Consider the following 22,114-nt stretch of genomic DNA (forward strand, 5'->3'; position numbering starts at 1 on the left):
GCTTGTGCTCTGTGAAGATCAGCGCGGCATGCCGGGAAAGCCGCCGCCGCCCATCATGCCTTTCATGGCCCCCATGCGCTTCATCATTTTCATCATGCCGCCACCGGACATTTTTTTCATCATGTCCTGCATTTGCTCAAACTCCTTGAGCATGCGGTTGACGTCTTGCACCTGAACGCCTGCACCTGCAGCAATGCGGCGCTTGCGGGTGGCCTTGATCAATTCAGGCTTGCTGCGCTCTTTGGGCGTCATGCTGTGGATGATGCCTTGCTTGCGGCCGATGTCTTTTTCGACCTTGTCCATGTCCATCGCTCCTGCTTTGGCCGACAACTGCGAAGGCAATTTGTCCATCAAACTCGACAAACCACCCATTTGTTTCATCTGCTGGATCTGCGCCAAAAAGTCATTCAGGTCAAACCCACCACCGCTCTTGACCTTGGCGGCCAGCTTTTGCGCCGCCTCCATGTCCACGCCAGCGGTGACCTGTTCAACCAAGGCCACGATGTCGCCCATGCCCAGCACACGACCAGCGTGACGCTCGGCATCGAACACTTCAAGACCATCAATTTTCTCGCTCGTACCCGCAAACTTGATCGGCACACCCGTGATCTGTCGCACAGACAGAGCTGCACCACCACGCGAATCGCCATCCAATTTGGTCAGCACAATGCCCGTCAAAGGCAGTGCGTCGCTGAAAGCCTTGGCGGTATTGGCTGCATCCTGGCCTTGCATGGCATCCACCACGAACAGCGTTTCAACGGGTTTGAGTTCAGCATGCAGCGCCTTGATCTCGGCCATCAAGGCTTCGTCAATCGCCAGGCGACCGGCGGTATCGACCAGCAGCACGTCAAAAAAGTGTTTACGGGCGTAGTCGATGGCAGCGCGGGCGATGTCGATCGGCTTTTGGTCGGGCGAGCTGGGGAACCATTCGGCCCCGGCCTGCGCCGTCACCGTCTTGAGCTGCTCGATGGCGGCGGGGCGGTACACGTCGCCCGAAACCGTGAGCACTTTCTTTTTGCGCTTTTCGATCAGGTGTTTGGCCAGCTTGGCGGTGGTGGTGGTTTTACCGGCACCTTGCAGACCGGCCATCAAAATCACAGCGGGGGGCTGCGCCGCCAGGTTGATGTCCGACACACCTTCGCCCATAGTAGCGGCCAGCTCGCGGTTGACCACGCCCACCAAAGCCTGGCCGGGCTTGAGTGAACCCATGACTTCCTGTCCCAGGGCTTTTTCTTTCACCCGGGCAATGAAATCGCGCACCACGGGAAGGGCCACATCGGCTTCCAGCAAGGCCATGCGCACTTCACGCAACATGTCTGCCACGTTCGATTCGGTGATGCGGGCCTGTCCGCTGAGGGTCTTGACGAGGCGTGAGAGTTTGTCGGTCAGGGCGGAGGCCATGGGGGAATCCAGAAATAACCGGTCAACCGTGGTGGTGAAGCCCCTGTGGCCGCACCTGAAAGGCTAAACTCGGACCCATGATTTTAGCGAGTCCCCCATTTTGGATGCTGCCCGCCACCGCGCTGGCCGCGCTGGCCTACGGGTTTCCAGCGCTGGCGGGTGGACGCTTGAATGACGCGCATGCACGCCGCCTGCTTTGGCTGGCCTGGGTTGCCCATGCAGTGGCATTGCTGAGTTTGTTGATCGGGCCCGTTCGTTTCGGATTTGCACCGGCCATTTCCGTGACCGCTTGGCTGGTGGTGACGGCCTACATGATTGAAAGCCAGTTTTTCCCTAAATTCAAAGCACGCTGGGCCATGGGCGGCTTGGGCGCACTGGCCGTCGTGCTGGCCTGGTGGTTTCCCGGCACACCCTTGACCACCCAAGCGTCGGCCTGGCTACCGCTGCATTGGGCCTTGGGTTTATCGGCTTACGGCATGTTTGCTGCAGCCGTGGTGCACGCCTGGATGATGACGCGCGCCGAGCACGAGATACGTCTGGCGCACGATGCAGAGAGCGGTTTACCGCTGCTGACCCTGGAGCGGCTCACTTTCCGCTTTGTCACGGCAGGCTTTGTGCTGCTGAGCGCCACGCTGGTGGCGGGTGTTTTATTTGGTGACGCACTTTACGGCCAAGGCAACACTCACTGGCGCTGGGATCACAAAACCCTTTTTGCCTTGCTGTCATGGGTCACCTTTGCCGTTTTGCTGATCGGCCGAAGCCAATGGGGCTGGCGTGGCCGACGTGCGGTCAGGGTGCTTTACATCGGTGCGGGCCTGCTGCTTTTGTCGTATGCGGGCTCCCGATTTGTTTTGGAAGTCTTGTTGGGGCGCATGGGATGAAGTACCTGTTTTTATTGCTGGTGGTTCTGGTGGTCATATGGGCCCTCAAACGAGGCCGTGCCGTCAACACATCCGCCCCGACCCAAGCAGAACAAGCACCCAAGCCCTCAGAAATGGTGACCTGCGCGCACTGCGGCATCCATCTGCCGCACGAAGAAGCGGTCACAGGTCAAAAAGGCCTTTACTGCAGCACCGAGCACCGCACAGAAGCACAAGACCGCAACCCAGGCTGACACCACAGCAACCATGCACCAGCCTGCACCCGGGAAAATACCGACGCCTCTTTGGAAGCAGGGTTGGCATCCTCAAGCTCAGCGGCTCGAGTCACCCAATTTCGGACCTCGCCCCCCCCATGCCTGCATTGACCTGGTCGTGATCCACTCGATCAGCCTGCCGCCTGGGCAATACGGTGGAGACGCGGTGCAACGCTTGTTCACCAACCAGCTCGATTCGGACACACACCCTTACTTTCAGACCATCCGGGGGCTGGAAGTTTCATCGCACTTTTACATCCGCCGCGATGGCGCGCTTTGGCAATTTGTCAGCTGCGATGACCGCGCCTGGCATGCAGGGCAGTCCCAGTACAGAGGGCGGGCCAACTGCAATGACGACTCGATCGGCATTGAACTCGAAGGCCTCGAAGGCGATCTCTTTGAAGATGCCCAATACAGGTGTCTGACTGATCTTTGCCAGGACTTGAGACGCAACTACCCCATCGCGCATGTGGCAGGACACGAACACATTGCGCCCGGCAGGAAACAGGACCCCGGTCCAGGCTTCGACTGGGCACGTCTGCAAAAACTGTTGGATTTATCGCCTCAGGTTTTTCCCTGATAGGGATGCGCAGCGCAGCTTGCTCAAAAAATATTTTGACCATCCGAAGACCTCTTTGAAATCATCCTTTGATTTTGGAAAGCGCTCTCGCCAAGCCATCGCAATGCAAGCCAATCAAGGTTTTTTCAGCACAAGTCTTCGGTAAGCCGCTCCAGGCTTGAAAAAACATATCCCGAGGGCTTGGAGACAAGTACTTCAAGACACTTTTTCAGCAAGTGAAAAGTTGAACCCAACTCGGCCTGACATCAATTTATTTACCCCTCCCCGGCCAGAGTGGCAAAACAGGCCGGTACACTACCTGTAGTGGCTTGTCATGACGCCAGACACCAGATATAGTGTCCCTTACAAATTCTCACAATTGAATTTGACGCCAGTTCAAGCGTCAAACTCCAGACTCAACGATCACCGAAAAATCAAAGAAATGACCATGCAAACAGACCTGAACATCACGACCTCATCTGCCGGCCAGATGCGCCAGCCAGAAACAGCACACGGCAACACGCCAGCCTCACAGGCACTTGCCCACTACCAGATCATTCGCCGCAACGGCGCTGTCGTGTCTTTTGAGCCAAACAAGATCGCAGTGGCCCTGATGAAAGCCTTTTTGGCGGTACACGGCACACAGGGCGCGGCATCTGCTAGCGTTCGCGAAGTGGTCGAAGAACTCACCCAAAACGTGGTGCGCGCCTTGGTTCGCTCACGCCCTGGTGGCGGCACTTTCCACATTGAAGACGTGCAGGACCAAGTCGAATTGGGCTTGATGCGCAGCAGCAACCACGAAGTTGCACGTGCTTATGTCTTGTACCGCGAGCGCCGCACCCAAGAACGCGCCCAGCAGCAGCAACAGGCGGCGCCCGCACCTTCTTCAGAGCCCCGTCTGCATGTGATCGATGGCGGTCAGCGCATTGCACTGGATCTGGACTACCTCAAATCCTTGATGGTCAACGCCTGTGCAGGCTTGGGCAAAGACGTCAGCCCGGAACCCATCGTGGCCGAAACCATGCGCAACCTGTATGACGGCGTGCCCATGGAAGAGGTTTACAAAGCATCCATACTGGCTTCGCGCACCTTGATCGAGAAGGATCCGGACTACACCTATGTGACTGCCCGCTTGTTGATGCACACCATTGCCAAGGAAATCCTGGGCAAGGAAGTGACACAAGACCAGATGGGTGCGGAGTACATCAACTACTTCCCGAAATTCATCAAAAAAGGCGTTGACAACGACTTGCTCGACGAAAAACTGCTGCAGTTTGATTTGCAAAAACTGGCCTCGGCACTCAAGCCCGAACGCGACCTCCAGTTTGACTACCTCGGTTTGCAAACACTGTATGACCGCTACTTCCTGCACGTGCGCAAGCAACGCATCGAGATGCCGCAAGCCTTCTTCATGCGCGTGGCCATGGGCCTGTCGCTCAACGAAATCAACCGCGAAGCCCGTGCCATCGAGTTCTACGAGATCCTGTCTTCGTTTGACTTCATGTCCTCGACACCAACCCTGTTCAACAGCGGCACTTTGCGCTCACAACTGTCAAGCTGCTACCTGACCACCGTGCCCGACGATCTGGACGGCATCTACGAATCGATCAAGGAAAACGCCTTGCTGTCCAAATTTGCGGGCGGTCTGGGCAACGACTGGACGCGCGTGCGCGCCATGGGCTCGCACATCAAGGGCACCAACGGTGAGTCGCAAGGCGTGGTGCCTTTCCTCAAAGTCGTCAACGACACGGCTGTGGCCGTGAACCAGGGCGGCAAGCGCAAGGGCGCAGTCTGCACGTATCTGGAAACCTGGCACCTGGACATCGAAGAATTCCTGGAACTGCGCAAGAACACCGGCGATGACCGCCGCCGCACCCACGACATGAACACGGCCAACTGGATCCCCGACCTGTTCATGCGCCGCGTGATGGAAAAAGGCAGCTGGACCTTGTTCTCGCCATCCGATGTACCCGACCTGCACGACCTGTTTGGTCTGGCCTTCGAAAAAGCCTATGTGGCTTACGAACAAAAAGCCGAACGTGGCGAGATCAAACCCAGCAAGACCGTGCCTGCCACCGACCTGTGGCGCAAGATGCTGTCGATGCTGTTTGAAACCGGTCATCCTTGGATCACATTCAAAGACCCTTGCAACGTGCGCTCGCCTCAGCAGCACGTCGGCGTGGTCCACTCGTCCAACCTGTGCACTGAAATCACGCTCAACACCAGCGACACCGAAACCGCTGTGTGCAACCTGGGCTCGGTCAACTTGTCGCGCCACCTCAAAGACAGCGCCACCGGCAAAGTCATTGACCACGACAAATTGAAAAAGACCATCACGATCGCCATGCGCATGCTGGACAACGTGATCGACATCAACTACTACGCCGTCAAGAAGGCCCGTGACTCCAACATGCGCCACCGTCCTGTCGGTCTGGGCTTGATGGGTTTCCAGGATTCGCTGTACGAAATGCGCATCCCTTACGCCTCACAAGCGGCGGTGGAATTTGCCGACCAGTCGATGGAAGCGATTTGTTACTACGCCTACTGGGCATCGACCGAGCTGGCCAAAGAACGCGGCCAGTACGCCACCTACAAAGGCTCTCTCTGGGATCAAGGCATCTTGCCTCTGGACACCCTCAACCTGCTGGAGCGCGAGCGCGGTGGTTATGTTGAAGTTGACCGCTCGTCCACACTGGATTGGGACACGCTGCGCAAGAAAATCGCTGCAGACGGCATGCGCAACTCCAACTGCGTGGCCATTGCCCCTACAGCCACCATTTCCAACATCATTGGTGTGGACGCCTCGATCGAGCCTTGCTTTGGCAACTTGTCGGTCAAGTCCAACTTGTCAGGCGAGTTCACCGTGATCAACGGCTACTTGGTGCGTGACTTGAAGCGCCTGGGTCTGTGGGACGACGTGATGGTCATGGACCTCAAACACTTCGACGGTTCACTGCGCCCGATCGACCGCGTGCCGCAAGAAGTGAAAGCCCTTTACGCCACTGCGTTTGAAGTCGAAACCACTTGGCTGGTCGAAGCGGCTGCACGCCGTCAGAAGTGGATTGACCAAGCTCAGTCGCTCAACATCTACATGGCCGGTGCTTCGGGCAAGAAGCTGGACGACACTTACAAACTGGCTTGGTTGCGCGGCCTCAAAACCACGTACTACCTGCGCACATCCAGCGCAACGCAAGCGGAAAAATCGACAGTGCAAGCAGGCTCGCACAACGCAGTCTCTTCATCGGGTGCACCATCTTCAAGCATGAGCGCATTGGATGCAGCAGCGGCTTCAGCGCAAGCGCAGATGAACGCGACACCAGCCACCGATGTCAAGTTTTGCGCGATCGATGATCCAGGTTGTGAGGCTTGCCAGTGATTTGAAAAACATTGCACTTGGCTGTGACATGCCAAGTGCGATGCAATTGAACAACACTTCACGGTTGCGCAGATCGAAAAAGTGCCTCGCTTCTTTGAATTTCGCGCGCTTGCTTTCATAATTTGAGAATTGGAATTTTTTATGTTGTCCTGGGACGATCAAGTCAAACCCGCATCGCAACCTGTGATGCCCTCTTTTTCCGGCGCTGGTGAAACAACAGCGCCTGCTGCTGCATCTTCAACAGCCAGCCCACGCCGCATGAATGCGGCAGACAAACGCATCATCAACGGCCAGACCGACGTCAACCAGCTGGTTCCCTTCAAATACAAATGGGCTTGGGAGAAATACCTGGCCACCTGCGCCAACCACTGGATGCCGCAGGAAGTGAACATGAACCGGGACATCGCTTTGTGGAAAGACCCCAACGGTCTGACCGAAGACGAGCGCCGCATCGTCAAGCGCAACCTCGGCTTTTTTGTCACCGCCGACTCGCTGGCGGCCAACAACATCGTGCTGGGCACTTACCGCCACATCACAGCCCCCGAGTGCCGTCAGTTCTTGTTGCGCCAGGCCTTCGAAGAAGCCATCCACACCCACGCTTACCAGTACATTGTGGAATCGCTGGGTCTGGACGAAAGCGAAATCTTTAACGCTTACAACGAAGTCCAGTCCATCCGCGACAAGGACGAGTTCCTGATCCCGTTCATCAACGTGATCATGGACCCGAACTTCCATACCGGCACACTGCAAACCGACCAGACCTTGCTCAAGTCGCTGATCGTGTTCGCCTGCCTGATGGAAGGACTCTTCTTCTATGTGGGCTTCACGCAAATTCTGGCGCTGGGTCGTCAAAACAAGATGACCGGCGCTGCCGAGCAGTACCAGTACATCCTGCGCGACGAGTCGATGCACTGCAACTTCGGCATTGACCTGATCAACACCGTCAAACTTGAAAACCCACAGCTGTGGACAGCCGAGTTCAAGGCCGAAATCAAGGAACTGTTCCTCAAAGCAGTCGAACTCGAATACCGCTATGCCGAAGACACCATGCCGCGCGGCGTGCTCGGCATGAACGCGTCCATGTTCAAAGGCTATTTGCGCTACATCGCCAACCGCCGTGCCACCCAGATCGGCTTGGAGGCCTTGTTCCCGAACGAGGAAAATCCATTCCCCTGGATGAGCGAAATGATCGACCTGAAAAAAGAACGCAACTTCTTTGAAACCCGGGTCATCGAATACCAATCCGGTGGAGCCTTGTCCTGGGACTGATCTTCTGAACACCCCGTCAATGCAACCCCTCTTCAAGCCACACTTCGCAACGCCTTCGGGTGTTGGGAGCTGTGGCTTTCCCGCGTTCATGGTGTTGGGGGTTTCCTCAGCACCATGGATCGCTTTGTGCAATCCAACAAGCACCAAGCGTTCCCTTTCCGTTGAGTTCTCAACTTGATCAAGGAGAAAATCATGGCAACTGCAAAAAAAGTAGCGGCAAAAAAAGCTGCTCCCGCAAAGAAGGCCGCTGTGGCCAAAAAACCCGCTGCTAAAAAAGCCGCTCCAGCTAAAAAAGCAGCTCCTAAAAAAGTAGCCGCCAAAAAGCCAGCAGCGAAAAAAGCCGCTCCAGCTAAAAAAGCAGCTCCTAAAAAAGTAGCCGCTAAAAAGCCAGCAGCGAAAAAAGCCGCTCCAGCTAAAAAAGCAGCTCCTAAAAAAGTAGCCGCCAAAAAGCCAGCAGCGAAAAAAGCCGCTCCAGCTAAAAAAGCAGCTCCTAAAAAAGTAGCCGCCAAAAAGCCAGCAGCGAAAAAAGCCGCTCCAGCTAAAAAAGCCGCAGCCAAGAAAACTGCTGCTAAAAAGCCAGCCGCCAAAAAGCCCGCTGTTAAAAAAGCTGCTAAAAAACCTGCTGCAAAGAAGGCATCTAAAGCACCCGCTGCCCCCGCTGCACAGACAACACTGAATCCACAAGCTGCATGGCCGTTTCCTTCGGCCGCCAAGCCCTGATTCAAAAGTTAGACGCAAGTAGCGCTAAGGCCCGACACTGGCAACAGTGGCGGGCTTTTTTGTGGGCTCTGCGTTTTGTAGAAAGAGCCCGTGTTCAGCTCAGGGGTAGAAGCTGAGAAGCCGGTATCCCGAGGGTGCCAGGTCATCTTCAGGCATGAGTTGCAATTGCCCATCCCAAGTTTGCCCGGGTGCCAAAGACGCTGGTGCACCCAGCTCTGCAACAGGAATCACACGACGCAGCAAAGCTTTGTCTTGCGCACTTAAAAGCGTCAACTCCAAAGCAGGTGTCTGCAAAGGCTTCGATGTGGCATTGCGCCACGACCACCTGAGCAAAAAGCCACCCTCTTCACGCGGCGTCAAACTGGAGTTCTCAATGACCATGCCATCGCGCACTTGCAGCGAAGAGACATTGCAACCCCATGTGCGGCAAACCATCTGCCAAATTCTTGCAATGCTGGGATCAGCCGCTGCAAGCGTGCGGCGTTCGATCCAAAGCCACTGGAGCGCAAGCGCTAACAACAAGACCAGCACGCCCAACTTTATCCGCCACGAATGCTGCCCCCTCGTTTGGCCTGGGTTCTTCTCAGGTTGTGCAGCGTATGACTGGTGATGACCGTTTTCGTTTGAAGCCGCAGGCGTCGCCTCGTTGCGCAAGGGCGACAAGGGCTGGGGTTTGAAGGTCGCGAGGGCTTCTTCAAATGCAGACACGGCTGTCACAGTTTGAACAACCGTTTCGGACCTGTCTTCTTGCTTGAGCAATTCGTCGATGACCAAGCGCTCTGCGTTGTCAACAGGAGCAGCCGTCTCGCGGTCGATCAACGCGGTCTCAGGCCATGCCACCACCAAACCCGTGCTGTCAAAAGCATGCTGGCATTGTCCGCAGCGCAACCAAGCTTTAGCGATCTTGAGCTGATCAGGCACCAGCTTGTAGATCGTGCCGCATTCAGGGCAACGGACAATCCAGGTCATGCGGCGGCAAGGTTCATGGCCAGCACCTTTGCTTGCCGATCAGACCAAAGCAGCGGCCGATTGGGCTGTCATCAGGATCCAGCCATCTTCGCTGTCAGCGACTTCCAGCTGAATCCAGGGGGCATAAGCGGCCTTGAGTTCATCGGCCTGTCGCTCCAAAATGCCGGCAAGCACCAACGAACCGCCCGACGCCACATAAGAGCACAGCAAAGGAGCCAGCACCTTGAGGGGTGTGGCTAAAATATTGGCCAGCACCGTCTGGTATTGACCCTTGGCCTTGTCAGGCAAACCCGCCAACAACTGAACATGGTTGGCTTCAGCGTTCAGCTCGGTGGACGTGACCGCCGCCTCGTCGATGTCCACAGCGTCAATGGACGAGGCACCGTACTTGGCCGCTCCGATGGCCAAAATACCCGAACCGCAACCGTAATCCAGCACGCGCTGACCTTGCACGCCGTGCTGAGCAATCCAGCGCAAGCACATGCGGGTGGTCGGGTGCGTGCCCGTGCCAAAGGCCAAACCAGGGTCCAGCCGGATGATCTGCTTGGCTTGCGCAGGCGGTTCGTGCCATGTGGGCACGATCCAGAAATCAGGGGTGATTTCAACCGGTGCAAACTGCGATTGGGTCAAACGCACCCAGTCCTGATCGGCCAGCAACTGAACGCCCAAAATGCGACATCCCTCAAAAAAGTCCTGCGCTGACAACAGCTGCAGCGCTTCTTGCGCTTGCGCCTCTTGAGCAAATAAAGCCACCATGCGCGAGCGCTGCCAGCCGTCTTTGGGCGGCGGCATGCCGGGCTCACCAAACAAGGCCTGCTCTGCAGGGGTCTGGGCATCGGCGTCCTCCACCGACACACTCAAGGCATCGAGCGCATCGAGGGCATCGCTCAGGACATCGACCCGGTCTTCCGGGCACAGCAAGCTCAGTTCAAACATAGCGTCTCAGCGTTTGTGCTGGCTCAGCCAGTGTTCAAGGTAGTGGATGTTGGTACCACCCTGCATGAATTTGGCATCCACCATCAGCTCGCGGTGCAACGGGATGTTGGTGCTGATGCCTTCGATCACCGTCTCGTTCAAGGCGGTTTGCATGCGGGCCAAGGCCTGCTCGCGGGTATCGCCGTGAACAATCAACTTGCCAATCATCGAGTCGTAGTTCGGGGGCACGAAGTAGTTGTTGTAGACGTGTGAGTCCACCCGCACACCTGGTCCACCGGGCATGTGCCAAGACGTCACACGTCCAGGCGAAGGCGTGAACTTGAAGGCGTCTTCGGCGTTGATACGGCATTCGATGGCATGACCGCGAATTTCAATTTGACGTTGCGTGAATGGCAACTTTTCACCGGCAGCGACCATGATCTGCGTCTTCACGATGTCCACACCGGTCACCCACTCGGTCACGGGGTGTTCGACCTGCACGCGGGTGTTCATTTCAATGAAATAGAACTCGCCGTTTTCGTACAAAAACTCGAAAGTGCCGGCACCGCGGTAATTGATCTTCTTGCAGGCGGCCACGCAACGCTCGCCGATCTTGTCGATCAGCTTGCGGGGAATACCCGGTGCTGGCGCTTCTTCGATCACTTTTTGGTGACGGCGCTGCATGGAGCAATCGCGCTCACCCAAGTAAACCGCATTCTTGTGCTTGTCAGCCAAAATCTGGATTTCGATGTGGCGCGGGTTCTGCAGGAACTTTTCCATGTAGACCGCAGGATTGTTAAAAGCAGCACCCGCTTCGGCCTTGGTCATTTGCACCGCGTTGATCAGGGCCGCTTCGGTATGCACGACGCGCATGCCACGACCGCCGCCGCCGCCAGCGGCCTTGATGATCACCGGGTAACCCACGCTCTTGGCAATGCGGCGAATCTGAACCGGATCGTCGGGCAGTTCGCCCTCAGAGCCAGGCACGCAAGGCACGCCCGCACGGATCATCGCCTGCTTGGCAGACACTTTGTCACCCATGATGCGGATCGAGTCCGGCGTGGGTCCAATGAACTGGAAACCGCTTTTTTCGACGCGCTCAGCAAAGTCAGCGTTTTCACTCAGAAAGCCATAGCCGGGATGAATGGCCTCGGCATCGGTCACCTCAGCGGCCGAAATGATGGCGGGCATGTTGAGGTAGCTCAGCGAAGAAGCCGCCGGGCCAATGCACACGGCTTCTTCGGCCAACTTCACGTATTTCGCGTCTTTGTCGGCCTCGGAATACACCATGACCGCTTTGACGCCCAACTCTCGGCATGCGCGCTGGATTCGCAAAGCGATCTCACCGCGGTTGGCCACCAGGATTTTCTTGAACATGAAATCCCCGTTTGCTTATTCGACGATGAACAAGGGCTGACCGTATTCCACAGCCTGGCCGTTTTCACACAGGATCTGCGTGACAGTGCCCGATTTGTCGGACTCGATCTCGTTGAGGATCTTCATGGCTTCGATGATGCACAGGGTGTCGCCCTCTTTCACCACAGAACCGATTTGAACGAAGGGTGCAGCGCCCGGGCTGGACGAACGGTAGAAAGTGCCCACCATCGGTGATTTGACGGCATGACCAGCTGGCACCACGGGGGCAGCGGGTGCTTCTGCCACGACAGGAGCTGCAACCGGTGCGCTGGCCACAGCGACAGGGACCGCCTGCTGCATGACCATCGGGGCAGCAACGCCCATGCTTTTGACAATGCGAACCTTGCCTTCTGCCTCGGTGATTTCGAGTTCAGAAACATTCGAATCAGACACCAGATCAATCAGTGTTTTGAGTTTGCGCAAATCCATAGATCCTCCATCGCGTTGAGCACATGTAATGGATCGAATTTACACCAATTTTCATCAAAACACCCCGAAACTGCAGCCATTCAAGACGATAGAAGCGGAAATTCACCAGAATTTGATGAATTCACTTGTCAAAAACAGAAGGGAATAAGCCCTGAACAAGCTTAACCGGCAGCAGCCCCCCACTGAAGCAAATCGTCTTTCGTCAATTGACCCATCTTTTGCCGCCAAATACTGCCATCTGCTTTGAAAAACACAGTAAACGGCAAGCCGCCCGCAGCATTGCCCAGCGTTTTGGCCAACTCGGTGCCCGCCAACCCCGCCATGCCAACCGGGAATCCCAAGGGTTGACGCCCCAGGAATCGGCGCACCGCACTGGGCTGGTCAATGGCCAAAGCAAGCACTTGATGGCCGTTGGGTGCATGTTCGCGCCAAAAAGCATCCAACATGGGCAATTCATCGACACACGGTGGGCACCAGGTCGCCCAAAAGTTCAGCAGCAGGGGTTTCCCACGAAATGCCGACATGCGCAAACCCTCACCCGAAGGGGTTTCGAACTGTTCTGACCAGACCGGGTGATGGCTCGCATCCGCCACCGCTTTGGGCTCCAAACGCCACAAGGCCAAGCCCATGCCTGCCACCGCAGCCGCCGCGCCGGCCCCCAAAATCACATTGCGCCGTGAGGCACCAGAGCTTTGATGGTTCATGTCCGGATTGTCTTTCATGCTGCCAACAGGCGCTCCAGCGCCACCAAATCCCCTCGGGGTGAGCGGCCTTGGGCATCGGGCAGCAAGGCGCCACGCAAATCGTCCAGGTCGTAAATGCGCAAATGCACACCCACATCTTCGTCCAACGGTGCGCAAAAGCTGTGCAAACTCAGCACATCCACATCATCACCGTGCAAGCCCCGAACAGTCTGGACTTCGTAACGCTGGTTCTGATTGATCAGCGCGATCTCAGCCGATTTGGGATCGTCACAAAACAAAGCCAGATCGACGTCGCACAAACGGGTGGCCCAGCCCTGCCAGACCGCGCCACCCAGGTGCGGACGAAATTCGGCCAAGCGCTGCATCCAGACCTTGGCCAATTCACGCAAAGCGAGCAGTTCACCCGGCTGGGTGTCGGCGCAAAACAGGGCGATGTAGTCACGCACCTCGGACTCCACCACGTCGTTGGGAGGCAAGGCCGTGCGGCCAGGCAAGCCCAACTCCTTGAGGGCCCGGTGTTTGGCTGGCCCAAAAGCCAAGCCTTCTTCCACCACCAACCGGGCGGCTGTCGCAGCAATTTCAAGGGCAACATCGTTCATGGGTGCCGATTGTGCCCGGGCAGATGCCTGAGCCACGTCTGCGCCACCTAAAATCCCCCCATGCATATTCATATTTTGGGCATTTGTGGCACCTTCATGGGTGGTTTGGCGGCATTGGCGCGAGAAGCCGGGCACCGGGTCACCGGTTGTGACGCCGGTGTTTACCCGCCGATGAGCGACCAGCTGCGCGCTCTGGGCATCGAGCTGATCGAAGGCTTTGGTGCCGATCAGATGGATTTGAAGCCTGACATGTACGTGGTCGGCAACGTGGTCAGCCGTGCGCGCTTGGCTGAAGGAAGCCCCAAATTCCCGCTGATGGAAGCCATTCTGGAAGCGGGTGCGCCCTACACCAGCGGCCCGCAGTGGCTGGCCGAACACGTGCTGCAAGGCAAGCATGTCCTGGCGGTGGCGGGCACCCACGGCAAAACCACCACCACCTCGATGCTCACCTGGGTGCTGGAGCAAGCGGGTTTGCAACCGGGCTTTCTGGTGGGCGGCGTGCCGCTCAACTTTGGCGTCTCGGCCCGGCTGGGCGGCGGCCAATATTTCGTGATCGAGGCCGACGAATACGACACGGCCTTCTTCGACAAGCGCAGCAAGTTCGTGCACTACCGCCCGCGCACCGCGATCCTGAACAATTTGGAGTTCGACCACGCCGACATCTTTGACGACCTGGCCGCCATCGAACGCCAGTTCCACCACTTGGTGCGCACCGTGCCCGGCTCAGGCCGCGTGGTGGTCAACGGCCTGGAAGAAAGCCTGACCCGCGTGCTGGGCCAAGGCTGCTGGAGCGAAGTGCGCACATTTGGCAGCGCCGTCAGCGACTTTGTCGCCGAAGGTGAGCCCTCGCACTTCAAGGTCTTGCAGGCCGGGAAACTGGCGGCAGAAGTCCAGTGGGCCATCGGCGGCGTGCACAACCAGCTCAACGCATTGGCGACCATCGCCGCTGCCGAACATGTGGGCGTAGCACCATCCGTAACGGCGCAGGCGCTGGCCACGTTTGAAAACGTCAAACGCCGCATGGAAGTGCGCGGCACCATTCCATTCGAAGGGGGCGGCATCACCGTCTACGACGACTTCGCCCACCACCCCACGGCGATCCGCACCACCGTCAACGGCCTGCGCCGTCAGGTGGGCCAGGCACGCATCCTCGCGATCTTTGAGCCGCGCAGCAACACCATGAAGCTCGGCACGATGAAGGCCCAGCTGCCCTGGAGTCTGGAAGAAGCCGATCTGGCGTTTTGCCATTCGGGTGGCCTGGACTGGGATGCCAAAGCAGCCCTTGCGTCCATGGGCGCACGTGCGCAAGTGGGTGCCAACATAGACGAGGTGATTGCGCAGGTGCTGGCCCAGGCCAGACCGGGCGATCACCTGCTGTGCATGAGCAATGGCGGGTTTGGGGGTATTCACGCCAAACTGCTGGAAAAACTGGGATTTCTTTGATCATCGTCTGACGGGTTCACAAGCCCATTGGACAAATCATTGCAGTACAAAAAGCTTCTTTGAAATTCAATCCAATGAGCAACAGCACAGCACAGACAACAGCCGGTCTTGCAACGGAAAGACTTTACTTTCTGGACTGGCTGCGCATCCTGGCCTTCGCTGTGCTGGTTCTTTATCACGTCGGCATGTACTACGTCAGCTGGGACTTTCATGTCAAAAGTCCTTTCGCCGGACCCGACCTGGTTCCATGGATGAAGCTCTCCGAGCCCTGGCGGATGAGTCTGCTGTTCATGATTTCTGGTGCGGTGACCGCCTGCCTGTTGAAAAATGGCACCCACCTGAAATTTGTGAAACAGAGAAGTGCCCGTCTGTTGCTGCCACTGTTGTGCGGTGTGCTTTTCATCATCCCGCCTCAGTCCTATTTCGAGGTCACCCAGAAATTCGAATACGCAGGCGACTACGCAGCGTTCCTGCGCCTTTACTACACGGGCTATCACGGTTTTTGCGACACCGGCCGATGCCTGGTTCTCCCCACATGGAACCACCTCTGGTTTTTGCCCTATCTGTGGGTTTACACCATGCTGGCATGCACTGTGACCACTTTGCGACCAACCATATGGACAGAAACATCACAGCTCGCTGAGAGGGTATTACGTGGATGGGGTCTTCTGCTCATCCCGATGGCCTGGATATTTTTCTTGCGATTGACACTGTTCGAGCGCTACCCGTCGACGCACGCGCTTTGGGGCGATGTATTCAACCACGGGATTTACCTGACGATGTTTTTCATCGGCGCAACCCTCACCTCGAACAACACGCTATGGGCCCGGCTAGCCCGAATGCGCTGGCCAGCCTTGTTTTTGGCCGTCTGCTTCTGGGCTGTACTGGTTTTTATTCGGCCGACAAAGCCCTATGCGCATGCGGTCATTGCCATTTACCAATGGAGCGCACTGGTCACTGCATTCGGCTTTGCCAAAATTCATTTAAACCGCGATTCATGGATTCGGTCTCATCTATCTGAAGCCGTTTTTCCTGTGTATTTGCTTCACCAGACCATCATCATTGTGGCAAGTCAGGTCTTACTTCCCTTGCGGCTGCGTCCCGCAATCGAAGGCCCCGTTCTGATCATTTGTACATTCGCGCTAAGTTATAGCGGCTACGAACTGATCAAACGCATCAGGCTTTTACGGCCATGGTTCGGACTCACAACCATAGGGCAAAGCCACTGAAAAGTTGCCTGAAAGACCCGACTCGAAGCTAGGTAAGTGAAGAGATGAAACGGGGGCATCGTTTCATCTCTCAAAAGTGAGCAAGATCCCCTTATCGACTCAGCGGGCGCGGCGCGCCTTCACTGCATCAGACAACACCTGCAACACGCCTTCGCTGTCGTCCCAGCCGATGCAGGCGTCGGTGATGCTTTGGCCGTAGGTCAGTTTCGTCACATCGTCCTTACCGGGCGTGAACTTCTGGGCGCCGTCCAGGATGTGGCTCTCGACCATCACGCCGAACACCTGACGCGAACCGCCGCTGATTTGCGTGGCGATGTCTTTGGCCACGTCGATCTGGCGCTCGTGCTTTTTGCTGCTGTTGGCGTGGCTGCAGTCCACCATCAGGGTGGCTGGCAGTTTGGCGGCTTCGAGTTCCTTGCAAGCTGCGGCCACGCTCTCAGCGTCGTAGTTGGGGGCTTTGCCGCCGCGCAGAATCACGTGGCAATCCTTGTTGCCTTGGGTCTGCACGATGGCGACCTGACCGTTTTTGTGCACCGACAAAAAGTGGTGGCCACGGGCCGCAGCCTGGATCGCGTCGGTCGCGATCTTGATGTTGCCGTCGGTGCCGTTCTTGAAGCCGATGGGGGCCGACAGGCCCGAGGCCAGCTCGCGGTGCACCTGGCTTTCGGTGGTGCGCGCGCCAATGGCACCCCAGCTGATCAGGTCGCCGATGTACTGGGGCGAAATCACGTCAAGGAACTCGCTGCCTGCGGGCAGGCCCTGGCGGTTGATCTCGATCAGCAGCTGGCGTGCGATGCGCAGACCTTCGTCGATGCGGTAGCTCTCGTCCAGGTAAGGGTCATTGATCAGGCCCTTCCAGCCCACGGTGGTGCGGGGTTTCTCGAAGTACACACGCATCACGATTTCCAGCGTGTCGGCGTATTGGTCGCGCAAGGGCTTCAGGCGGCGGGCGTAATCCAAAGCCGCGGCAGGGTCATGGATCGAGCAGGGGCCGATGATGACCAGCAGGCGGTCATCTTTTCCATGCACGATGTTCTGGATGGATTTGCGGGTTTGGGCGATCAGAGTTTCCGTCGCCGTGCCGGCGATCGGGAAGAAGCGGATCAAATGTTCTGGCGGTGGGAGCACGGTGATGTCCTTGATGCGTTCGTCGTCTGTCTGGCCAGTTCGGTCAACTGTATTCGGATACCAAGCTTCAGTTGCTGTGGTTTTGGCGTTCATCGTGGGCTCCTAAGATTGAAAAAAGACAGGTGAAAAAAAACCGCCGGGCTTTGGGGCTCCGGCGGTGTGTGTCGAGATGTTCGGGTGCTTATGCGCTCGCCTCTCGTCCGCCGGGGACTGAGAACCAAAAATAAAAAAAGTAAAAAGCGATGCGCAAAGACATGAGGTTCAATGTATCACAGGTTTCTGACGCTTCCTGACGGGCCTGACCAAGGACAAACCCGAACAGGCCCTTCAGGCCGTGCCCCCGACAGTCAAGCCGTCGATGCGCAAGGTCGGCTGACCCACGCCCACCGGCACACTCTGGCCCTCTTTGCCACAGGTGCCCACGCCCGAGTCAAGTTTCATGTCGTTGCCGATCATGCTGATCTTCTTGAGCGACTCGGGGCCGCTGCCGATCAAGGTCGCGCCTTTGACGGGGTATTGGATCTTGCCGTTTTCCACCCAGTAGGCCTGGCTGGCCGAGAACACGAACTTGCCGCTGGTGATGTCCACCTGGCCACCTGCAAAGTTGGTGGCGTACAGGCCTTTTTTGATGCTGGCCACGATTTCTTCGGGGTTCTTGTCACCGCCCAACATGTAGGTGTTGGTCATGCGCGGCATGGGCACATGGGCATAGCTTTCGCGGCGGCCATTGCCCGTGGGCTTGACGCCCATCAGGCGGGCGTTCATTGAATCCTGGATATAGCCACGCAGGATGCCGTCTTCGATCAGCACGTTCTTCTGGCTGGCGTGGCCTTCGTCGTCCACGTTGAGCGAGCCACGGCGGTCGGCCATGGTGCCGTCATCCAGCACCGTGACGCCCTTGGCGGCCACGCGCTGGCCAATGCGGCCACTGAAAGCGCTGGAGCCCTTGCGGTTGAAGTCACCCTCTAGCCCATGGCCCACGGCTTCGTGCAAGAGCACGCCAGGCCAGCCGTTGCCCAGCACCACAGTCATCTCGCCCGCAGGCGCAGGGCGGGCTGCGAGGTTGATGAGCGCGGCCGACACGGCTTCTTGCACATAGCTCTCGACCATGCCATCGTCAAAGTAGGCCAGGCCGAAGCGGCCACCGCCGCCAGAGCTACCCACTTCGCGGCGGCCGTTTTGCTCGGCGATCACCGTGACCGACAGGCGGATCAAAGGGCGCACATCGGCGGCCAGGGTGCCGTCGGCGCGGGCGACCATCACCACGTCGTATTCGGTGGCCAAGCCGGCCATGACCTGCACCACACGCGGGTCCTTGGCGCGGGCCATCTTCTCCACACGGCCGAGCAAATTCACTTTCGCGGTGCTGTCCAGCGTGGACATCGGGTCCAGCGAGGGGTAGAGCGAGCGGCTGGCTGAAATCTTGCGCGCGGGCACCTTGATGCGCTTGTTTTGCGCCGCCGAGGCAATGGAGCGCACCGTCAAGGCTGCGTCCATCAAAGAGGCTTCAGAAATGTCGTCTGAATAGGCAAACGCGGTTTTCTCGCCCGACACGGCCCGCACCCCCACACCCTGGTCGATGCTGAAACTGCCGGTCTTGACGATGCCTTCTTCCAGGCTCCAGCCTTCGGAACGGGTGTATTGGAAATAAAGATCGGCGTCATCGACCGCATGGGCCTTGATGGCGTTCAGTGCTTGCGTCAGGTGGGTTTCGTTCAGACCAAACGGGTCAAGCAACAGGGACCTGGCCGTGGCCAGGCGTTCGATGGTGGGTTCGCGTGAAATCATGGAAGACATTGTAGGGACTGATCAAGCCCCTTGCCGGTGTGTTCTTTAGCGAGGCAACACACAGACGTGACCTGGGGGCGCTTGCTAAGTTTGAGCTGGCTTTCATCACCCCAGGAGATTCTCATGACAAAGCGCCCATTTTTCAGTTTCATCATCGCACTGTGCGCCAGCCATGCGGCTTTCGCCAACCTCCAACTGGTGCAAGAAAAGCAATGCCTGCAATGCCACGCGGTGGACAAAAACGTCATCGGCCCCTCCTTCAAGCGCATTGCTTACCGATGGAATGGCAATCCGGTGGCCGAGCAAATGTTGATCGCCACCATCCGCAATGGCACCCGTGAAGGCGGTGGTCAGCATTGGAGCTCCACCACCAACATGCCCGATGCTTGGGAACGCCCGATGGTCAGTGAGCAAGAAGCCAAAAAGATCTTCGTGTGGATCATGGGCCAGTAAAAACAGGCTGCCAGATGGGCCGCCCCAACCCCGCCGCTCAAGCGGCAAAGGTCATGTTTGCACCAGCTGCTTGGCCTTGGCAATCGACATGAGGATGCCCAGCGCCAGACCCAAAGTGACCATGGCCGTGCCGCCGTAGCTGATGAAAGGCAAAGGCACCCCCACCACCGGCAAGATGCCGCTGACCATGCCCATGTTCACAAAAGCGTAGGTGAAAAAAATCATGGCCATGCTGCCCGCCAGCAGGCGACTGAAGAGGGTCGGCGCCTCGGCTGCGATGACCAAGGCACGGTAGACCAAAAAGAAGAGCCAGAAAATCAGGTACAGGCCACCGACAAAACCGAACTCTTCGCCATAGGCTGCAAAAATGAAGTCGGTGGTCCGCTCGGGAATGAACTCCAGGTGGGTTTGCGTGCCTTGCATGAAGCCTTTGCCCAAGAACCCACCCGAGCCGATGGCGATCATGCCCTGAATGATGTGAAAGCCTTTGCCCAAGGGGTCACGCGCAGGGTCGAGCAAGGTGCAAATGCGCTGCCGCTGGTATTCGTGCAACACACGCCAGTCCACATCGTCGGCACACAAAGTGGGCTCCATGATGACCAGCACCACCACCCCAACGAGGCCCAGCACCACAGGCGGCAAGATCCAGCGCCATTTGAGACCAGCAAAAAAGATCACCGCCAAGCCAGCGGCCAGCACGAGCAATGAAGTCCCCAAATCAGGCTGCTTCATGATCAAGCCGACCGGGACACCCAAAATGAGCAAGGCCACCGCAAAATCAAACGGCCGCAGTTGACCTTCACGTTTTTGAAACCATGCCGCCAACATCAGGGGCAAAGCAATCTTCAAAATTTCACTGGGCTGGATCACCACGCCCAAGTTGACCCAGCGTCGGGCCCCTTTTTTGGTGATGCCAAAAAGCGCCACCGCAATGAGCAGCACCACCCCCAATGTGTAAACCGGCACGGCCCAGGCCATGAGTTTTTGGGGTGGCACCTGGGCCACCACAAACATGATGGCACCGGCCAGCAGCATGTTGCGGCCGTGGTCCACAAAGCGTGTGCCATGGTCATGGCCAGCAGAAAACATGATCAACAAGCCCGCGCAGGCGAGCATGAACACGGCAAAGGCCAAGGGGCCATCAAAACCCTTGAGCAGATACCTCACGCGCTGAAACAGCGTTGGTTTTTGAATGACTGAACCCATGGCGCAGATTATCTCAGGCTGAATTTTGAAAATGTGGTCCAGCGAGGCCGTCAGTGGCTTCGCCCGCTGCGAAACATGCCGTGGGTTTTGCGGTTGAGCACGCCTTGGGCAGCCAGCTTGTTCATGGAAGGGCTGGCGTGGGCATGGGTGATGGCCATGCCCAAGGCATCGGCGGCATCCTGGCGCGGCACCACCGGCAGCTGCAGCAAGCGTTTGACCATTTCCTGAACCTGTGATTTGGCGGCGCGCCCAGAGCCCGTCACCGACTGTTTCATCTGCAAGGCGGTGTACTCGGCCACCGGCAGATCGCAAGACACCAACGCCGTCACACAACAGCCCCGCGCCTGCCCCAAGAGCAGCGTCGCTTGCGGGTTGATATTGACAAAAACGATTTCGACCGAGGCCACATCGGGCTGGTAACGGGCATTGATTTCGCGAATGCCGTCGTAAATCACCTTCAGTCGGGCGGGCAAATTGCCCATTTCTTCGCGGGTGGTCTCGATCACACCGCTCGCCACGTATTGCAATCGCGAACCGGTCATGTCCAGAACACCAAAACCTGTGGTCTGCAAGCCCGGGTCAATGCCCAAAATGCGCAGGGTTTTCGGCGCGGGGGTGGTCAGTGAACTCATGGCAACACCACGTCGCCCATGCGGGCCATGATGGTTTCGGCGCGGCTGGCCAGGTAAGCCGATTGCGCGCGTTGCTCAAAATAGCGGGGGCGGGGCAACATGACGGCCAGGCGCGCCGCCTCCCAATCGTTCAGACGGGCCGCGCTTTTTCGGAAGTAATGCTGCGCCGCCGCCTCGGCACCAAACACGCCCTCACCCCACTCCACGCTGTTGAGGTAAATCTCCAGAATGCGCTGTTTGGACAAGAAGGCTTCCAAGGTCACCGTGATCAGCATCTCCTGGCCCTTGCGCAGCAAAGTGCGCTCACCCGACAAAAAGAGGTTTTTGGCCAATTGCTGGGTGATGGTGGACCCGCCCACAATCTTGACGTCGGGCATCTTGGCATCGGGTCGCCGCTGGGCACGCTGCTCAGCCACCGCTTTGGCTTTGGCATTTTTCTGCCAGGCCTTCTCAAGCGACTCCCACCAAACACCGTTGTGCTGGGTGAATGCACCATCTTCAGAAGCGATGACCGCCCGCTGCAGGCTGGTGGCGATGTGTTGACGCGCCACCCACTCTTGCCGCCAAGGCAGCTGCCTTTGTCGGGTCACGATTTGCCAGATTTGCGAACGCTCAAAACTGGTGGATTGGGGTGCCACCACGGCCATGCTGGCGATGCGCAAAGCAAAAAACAGCTGCAAACCCAACAGGGCCAACACCACCAACAAACACCAACGACCGAAAGCACGCATCAATATCCTTTG

General features: G+C 57.6%; 21 protein-coding genes. 9 read left to right on the forward strand and 12 right to left on the reverse strand.

All coding sequences use genetic code 11. The annotated features are described in order from the left end of the window. Positions 1 to 18: 18 nt before the first annotated feature. Positions 19 to 1,401: a signal recognition particle protein gene (ffh, locus tag B9Z33_RS15040; RefSeq protein ID WP_108287781.1), complete on the reverse strand. Its 1,383-nt coding sequence runs from the start codon at positions 1,399 to 1,401 to the stop codon at positions 19 to 21. A 77-nt stretch (positions 1,402 to 1,478) separates the two neighbouring features. Here ffh and B9Z33_RS15045 point away from each other — a divergent pair, with 77 nt between their 5' ends. The 6 genes from B9Z33_RS15045 to B9Z33_RS15070 all read left to right on the forward strand — a co-directional run bounded on the left by B9Z33_RS15045 (position 1,479) and on the right by B9Z33_RS15070 (position 8,460). Further along, positions 1,479 to 2,282, forward strand: a complete 804-nt coding sequence (locus B9Z33_RS15045) for an inner membrane protein YpjD (RefSeq protein WP_108287782.1) — start codon at positions 1,479 to 1,481, stop codon at positions 2,280 to 2,282. Then, complete coding sequence (locus tag B9Z33_RS15050) at positions 2,279 to 2,515, forward strand: PP0621 family protein (protein WP_108287783.1); 237 nt, start codon at positions 2,279 to 2,281, stop codon at positions 2,513 to 2,515. Before B9Z33_RS15045 ends, B9Z33_RS15050 begins: the two co-directional genes overlap by 4 nt. 13 nt (positions 2,516 to 2,528) lie before the next feature. Further along, positions 2,529 to 3,116, forward strand: a complete 588-nt coding sequence (gene ampD, locus B9Z33_RS15055; protein ID WP_108287784.1) for a 1,6-anhydro-N-acetylmuramyl-L-alanine amidase AmpD — start codon at positions 2,529 to 2,531, stop codon at positions 3,114 to 3,116. A gap of 469 nt (positions 3,117 to 3,585) precedes the next feature. Then, the gene (locus B9Z33_RS15060) at positions 3,586 to 6,471 is read left to right on the forward strand and encodes a ribonucleoside-diphosphate reductase subunit alpha (RefSeq protein ID WP_233252874.1); all 2,886 of its coding nucleotides are present in this window, start codon (positions 3,586 to 3,588) and stop codon (positions 6,469 to 6,471) included. Positions 6,472 to 6,612: 141 nt separating this feature from the next. Beyond that, positions 6,613 to 7,740, forward strand: a complete 1,128-nt coding sequence (locus B9Z33_RS15065) for a ribonucleotide-diphosphate reductase subunit beta (protein WP_108287785.1) — start codon at positions 6,613 to 6,615, stop codon at positions 7,738 to 7,740. A 192-nt stretch (positions 7,741 to 7,932) separates the two neighbouring features. Further along, positions 7,933 to 8,460, forward strand: coding sequence for a histone H1-like repetitive region-containing protein (locus B9Z33_RS15070; RefSeq protein WP_108287938.1), 528 nt, complete (start codon positions 7,933 to 7,935; stop codon positions 8,458 to 8,460). Positions 8,461 to 8,559: 99 nt separating this feature from the next. Here B9Z33_RS15070 and B9Z33_RS15075 read toward each other — a convergent pair whose 3' ends face one another. The 6 genes from B9Z33_RS15075 to B9Z33_RS15100 all read right to left on the reverse strand — a co-directional run bounded on the left by B9Z33_RS15075 (position 8,560) and on the right by B9Z33_RS15100 (position 13,492). Continuing rightward, positions 8,560 to 9,429 (reverse strand): zinc-ribbon and DUF3426 domain-containing protein, encoded by an 870-nt coding sequence (locus B9Z33_RS15075; RefSeq protein WP_108287786.1) that lies wholly within the window; start codon positions 9,427 to 9,429, stop codon positions 8,560 to 8,562. 39 nt (positions 9,430 to 9,468) lie between these two features. Beyond that, positions 9,469 to 10,365 carry a 50S ribosomal protein L11 methyltransferase gene (gene prmA / locus B9Z33_RS15080; RefSeq protein WP_108287787.1) on the reverse strand — a complete coding sequence of 299 codons (897 nt, stop codon included), beginning with the start codon at positions 10,363 to 10,365 and terminating at the stop codon, positions 9,469 to 9,471. Between the two features lie 6 nt (positions 10,366 to 10,371). Continuing rightward, positions 10,372 to 11,721: an acetyl-CoA carboxylase biotin carboxylase subunit gene (gene accC, locus B9Z33_RS15085; RefSeq protein ID WP_108287788.1), complete on the reverse strand. Its 1,350-nt coding sequence runs from the start codon at positions 11,719 to 11,721 to the stop codon at positions 10,372 to 10,374. Between the two features lie 15 nt (positions 11,722 to 11,736). Next, positions 11,737 to 12,189, reverse strand: a complete 453-nt coding sequence (gene accB, locus B9Z33_RS15090; RefSeq protein WP_108287789.1) for an acetyl-CoA carboxylase biotin carboxyl carrier protein — start codon at positions 12,187 to 12,189, stop codon at positions 11,737 to 11,739. A gap of 161 nt (positions 12,190 to 12,350) precedes the next feature. After that, positions 12,351 to 12,893 carry a TlpA disulfide reductase family protein gene (locus B9Z33_RS15095; RefSeq protein WP_233252853.1) on the reverse strand — a complete coding sequence of 181 codons (543 nt, stop codon included), beginning with the start codon at positions 12,891 to 12,893 and terminating at the stop codon, positions 12,351 to 12,353. A gap of 14 nt (positions 12,894 to 12,907) precedes the next feature. After that, positions 12,908 to 13,492: a hypothetical protein gene (locus B9Z33_RS15100; RefSeq protein ID WP_108287791.1), complete on the reverse strand. Its 585-nt coding sequence runs from the start codon at positions 13,490 to 13,492 to the stop codon at positions 12,908 to 12,910. Positions 13,493 to 13,552: 60 nt separating this feature from the next. On the opposite strand from B9Z33_RS15100, the gene mpl reads away from it, so the two are divergent. Together mpl and B9Z33_RS15110 are read left to right on the forward strand one after the other, a co-directional pair. Further along, positions 13,553 to 14,935 (forward strand): UDP-N-acetylmuramate:L-alanyl-gamma-D-glutamyl-meso-diaminopimelate ligase, encoded by a 1,383-nt coding sequence (gene mpl / locus B9Z33_RS15105; RefSeq protein WP_108287792.1) that lies wholly within the window; start codon positions 13,553 to 13,555, stop codon positions 14,933 to 14,935. Positions 14,936 to 15,009: 74 nt separating this feature from the next. After that, a complete protein-coding gene (locus tag B9Z33_RS15110) occupies positions 15,010 to 16,164 on the forward strand; it encodes an acyltransferase family protein (protein WP_108287793.1) in 1,155 nt (384 codons plus the stop codon). A 99-nt stretch (positions 16,165 to 16,263) separates the two neighbouring features. Here B9Z33_RS15110 and B9Z33_RS15115 read toward each other — a convergent pair whose 3' ends face one another. Beyond that, a complete protein-coding gene (locus B9Z33_RS15115; RefSeq protein ID WP_108287794.1) occupies positions 16,264 to 17,385 on the reverse strand; it encodes a 3-deoxy-7-phosphoheptulonate synthase in 1,122 nt (373 codons plus the stop codon). Between the two features lie 234 nt (positions 17,386 to 17,619). After that, positions 17,620 to 19,080, reverse strand: a complete 1,461-nt coding sequence (tldD, locus tag B9Z33_RS15120) for a metalloprotease TldD (protein ID WP_108287939.1) — start codon at positions 19,078 to 19,080, stop codon at positions 17,620 to 17,622. A 123-nt stretch (positions 19,081 to 19,203) separates the two neighbouring features. On the opposite strand from tldD, the gene B9Z33_RS15125 reads away from it, so the two are divergent. Next, positions 19,204 to 19,533, forward strand: coding sequence for a c-type cytochrome (locus tag B9Z33_RS15125; protein WP_108287795.1), 330 nt, complete (start codon positions 19,204 to 19,206; stop codon positions 19,531 to 19,533). Positions 19,534 to 19,584: 51 nt separating this feature from the next. Here the strand turns inward: B9Z33_RS15125 and rodA are convergent, their stop codons facing one another. The 3 genes from rodA to mtgA are packed head-to-tail and all read right to left on the reverse strand — an operon-like array spanning position 19,585 to position 22,102. Continuing rightward, positions 19,585 to 20,739 carry a rod shape-determining protein RodA gene (gene rodA / locus B9Z33_RS15130; RefSeq protein WP_108287796.1) on the reverse strand — a complete coding sequence of 385 codons (1,155 nt, stop codon included), beginning with the start codon at positions 20,737 to 20,739 and terminating at the stop codon, positions 19,585 to 19,587. Positions 20,740 to 20,789: 50 nt separating this feature from the next. Continuing rightward, positions 20,790 to 21,338, reverse strand: a complete 549-nt coding sequence (ruvC, locus tag B9Z33_RS15135; RefSeq protein WP_108287940.1) for a crossover junction endodeoxyribonuclease RuvC — start codon at positions 21,336 to 21,338, stop codon at positions 20,790 to 20,792. Between the two features lie 29 nt (positions 21,339 to 21,367). Next, entirely contained in the window at positions 21,368 to 22,102 is a 735-nt protein-coding gene (gene mtgA / locus B9Z33_RS15140) for a monofunctional biosynthetic peptidoglycan transglycosylase (protein WP_108287797.1), read from the reverse strand. Positions 22,103 to 22,114 lie beyond the last annotated feature (12 nt).

The sequence above is a fragment of the Limnohabitans sp. T6-20 genome (assembly GCF_003063505.1).
GTDB lineage: Bacteria > Pseudomonadota > Gammaproteobacteria > Burkholderiales > Burkholderiaceae_C > Limnohabitans_A.